Raw genomic sequence first — 2,608 nt, 5'->3', positions numbered from 1 at the left:
GCTTGTCTTCATGCTGTGGGGCGCGTATGCACAGGCCAAACGCGCGCTGATTGATTCCAGCCATCACCTCGTTCTGGAGGCGGCGCATCCCTCTCCGCTCTCGGCGGCGCGCGGTTTTTTCGGCTGCCGTCACTTCATCCGCGCAAATGAATATCTCGCACATTTTTCAGTGAGATTGCCCGAGGAGCAAGCGCGAAGACAGTATGAGCAATACGGCGAGCGCGAAGCGACACAGGGCAAGCCGCTGAAAAATGCGCGAGCGCAGACGGATCGGGCAGCGATTGACTGGTTGCAGCCGATGTGTTTCTCTGCCGCGCGCCAGTCAATTTTTGAAATTTGAATGGAACTCTATCACGCACTCCTGCGCGATATTCTCGCCAACGGCGTCCAAAAGCCGGATCGGACCGGCACCGGCGCGCTGAGCGTTTTCGGGCGTCAGCTACGCTTCAATCTTGGAGAAGGCTTACCGGTTGTCACAACCAAAAAAATTCATCTGAAAAGCGTGATTGCCGAATTGCTCTGGTTTCTAAAAGGCGATACCAATATTCAGTATCTGCACGCGCACGGCGTAACCATCTGGGACGAATGGGCGGATGAGGTAGGCAATCTGGGGCCCATTTATGGCTATCAATGGCGTTGCTGGCCTGCGCCGGACGGCGGCGCGATTGATCAGATCGCGGATTTGGTTCAGCAGATTCGTGAACGCCCCCATTCTCGCCGCTTGTTGTTGACCGCGCTGAATCTCGCGGATTTTCCGGATGAATCGCAAACGCCGGCGGACAATGTGCGCGCGGGGCGGATGGCGCTCGCGCCGTGCCATTGTCTGGCGCAGTTTTATGTGCATGAGGCAAAGCTGAGCTGCTTGTTGTATTGCCGCAGTCAGGATGTCTTTCTGGGCACGCCGTTTAATATTGCGAGCTATGCATTGTTAACGCATTTGTTGGCGCAGCAATGCCATTTGTCGGTCGGAGAGCTGATTTGGAGCGGCGGCGATTGTCATATTTATTTGAATCATTTAGCGCAAGTGCAACAATTACTGACACGCCCGCCTTATCCGCTGCCGCGCTTGCGCCTCGCGCGCAAACCCGACGATATTTTCAGTTACGACATAGAAGATTTCATCATAGATCATTACCAGTGCCATCCCGCAATCAAAGCGCCAATCGCCGTTTAAAATGACGAGGCTTTCGATCATGATCGCGCGCGCGCGCAACGGCGTGATCGGACGCGGCAATCAATTACCGTGGCATTTGCCTGAAGACCTGGCCTTTTTTAAACGCACGACAATGGGCGCGCCGGTAATCATGGGCCGTAAAACGCACCAATCGATTGGACGGCCGTTGCCGGGGCGACGCAATCTAGTCATCACACATCATCCCGCGTATGTGCTGGCGGGTTGCGAAGCGGTTGAAAGTCTTGCGGATGCGCTTGCGCGCTGTGAGCAAGATCATGTGCCAGAAGCCTTTTTGATCGGCGGCGCGCGACTGTATATGGAAGGACTGGCCTATGCCAGCCGTTTAATCATGACTGAAATCAATCATGATTTTGACGGCGATGTGAGGATTCCCGCCCCGGATCCGGCAATTTGGCGTGTGATGTCACGCGAGACGCACCGCGCTGCGGGTTGGGATTATTCCTTTGTGGAGTACCAAAAAAGAGGTTAGATCGTGAACAGGTTCTTAGAGCATTTTTCAGCGGCTTGCCGGCTTCACCTCGCGCTCGCGCCCGCCGCAATCTCGCTGAAAAATGCTCTAGATGGATAAGGGGCAGTCTCCGTCTTTTTGTCTGAAAACCAGCGATAAAGCGTTGAAACGGATACGCCAACCTGTTGAGCCACATTTTTGAATGTCATGCCCTCTGCCAATAGCGCTTTAGCCGCATTCAACCGATGGCTGTCCAGCTTGCGTCCCCGTGTGTGCTGACCATCCAGACGGCGTTCCGACTCAAGGCGGATATGGTCCGGTCTAATCGGGACAGCGCGCAACTGTGCCAATACAGTGTGCAGATCGGGCACTCTTAATTTGTCGCGAAGATGAGTCACGTACACGTACACTGTTTTGTGGGATAAACCCAATAAGCGCGCGGCGCCTTTTTGCCGGGGATCTTGATGGAGCGCGAACAATAACCACACCTCCGAGAGGGTAGGCAGCTCGGAAAAGTAATGGTCGATTTTTAAATGTTTTAGAAGTTGTTGAATCGCCTGTTTTTCAGGATAGTAATCGCGGTAGAATTGAAACAGTTTATTTAAGGTTAAACGATGGGTGAGATCGTAAAAATTACTGAGAACAGCAATGACTTTCTTGTTTCCCCGACCTAAAATCGGAAGTCTGACAAGTTTTTCAAATCTGACCAGTCCATCATATTTAATTGTGATCCCGCCGCCAGGTAAATGCTGAACGATATCCATCTTATCCATTCCCTTGCAAAATCTTAGAGCCTGTTTGCGGCCTTCATGCTGCATATGCCAAGCCTGACGAATGGGTGGGTGCTGAGAGACTCGAACTCCCGACCTAAGCCTTGTAAGGGCCTCGCTCTACCTGCTGAGCTAAGCACCCGTAAGAACCTGTTCATGATCTTACTGCGCGCCCGTGAGCCTGCGTCGGGCGGT

At 53.1% G+C, this 2,608-nt stretch carries 3 protein-coding genes, 1 tRNA gene and 1 pseudogene; 3 read left to right on the top strand and 2 right to left on the bottom strand.

From position 1 onward, the window contains the following. The 3 genes and pseudogenes from CAGGBEG34_RS10450 to CAGGBEG34_RS08975 form a co-directional block, all read left to right on the top strand. A pseudogene (locus CAGGBEG34_RS10450) lies at positions 1–187 on the top strand (uracil-DNA glycosylase); the annotation flags it as partial. A gap of 153 nt (positions 188–340) precedes the next feature. Further along, positions 341–1,174, top strand: a complete 834-nt coding sequence (locus CAGGBEG34_RS08980) for a thymidylate synthase (RefSeq protein WP_006683327.1) — start codon at positions 341–343, stop codon at positions 1,172–1,174. A 1-nt stretch (position 1,175) separates the two neighbouring features. Then, on the top strand, positions 1,176–1,664 hold the full coding sequence (locus CAGGBEG34_RS08975) for a dihydrofolate reductase (protein WP_006683326.1): 489 nt from the start codon (positions 1,176–1,178) through the stop codon (positions 1,662–1,664). Positions 1,665–1,708: 44 nt separating this feature from the next. Here the strand turns inward: CAGGBEG34_RS08975 and CAGGBEG34_RS10445 are convergent, their stop codons facing one another. Together CAGGBEG34_RS10445 and CAGGBEG34_RS08965 are read right to left on the bottom strand one after the other, a co-directional pair. Next, a complete protein-coding gene (locus CAGGBEG34_RS10445) occupies positions 1,709–2,416 on the bottom strand; it encodes a helix-turn-helix domain-containing protein (RefSeq protein ID WP_203224884.1) in 708 nt (235 codons plus the stop codon). A 66-nt stretch (positions 2,417–2,482) separates the two neighbouring features. Beyond that, positions 2,483–2,555 (bottom strand) — tRNA-Val (locus tag CAGGBEG34_RS08965). Positions 2,556–2,608: the final 53 nt, after the last annotated feature.

The organism is Candidatus Glomeribacter gigasporarum BEG34, from assembly GCF_000227585.1.
In the GTDB taxonomy this organism is placed as follows: domain Bacteria; phylum Pseudomonadota; class Gammaproteobacteria; order Burkholderiales; family Burkholderiaceae; genus Glomeribacter; species Glomeribacter gigasporarum_B.
This window is presented reverse-complemented; position numbering and strand designations above follow the sequence as displayed.

Bases quoted from the DNA above. Each gene is read 5' to 3' on its own strand.
- CAGGBEG34_RS08980 (WP_006683327.1), top strand. From the start codon at position 341: ATGGAACTCTATCACGCACTCCTGCGCGATATTCTCGCCAACGGCGTC.
- CAGGBEG34_RS08975 (WP_006683326.1), top strand. From the start codon at position 1,176: ATGACGAGGCTTTCGATCATGATCGCGCGCGCGCGCAACGGCGTGATC.
- CAGGBEG34_RS10445 (WP_203224884.1), bottom strand. From the start codon at position 2,416: ATGGATAAGATGGATATCGTTCAGCATTTACCTGGCGGCGGGATCACA.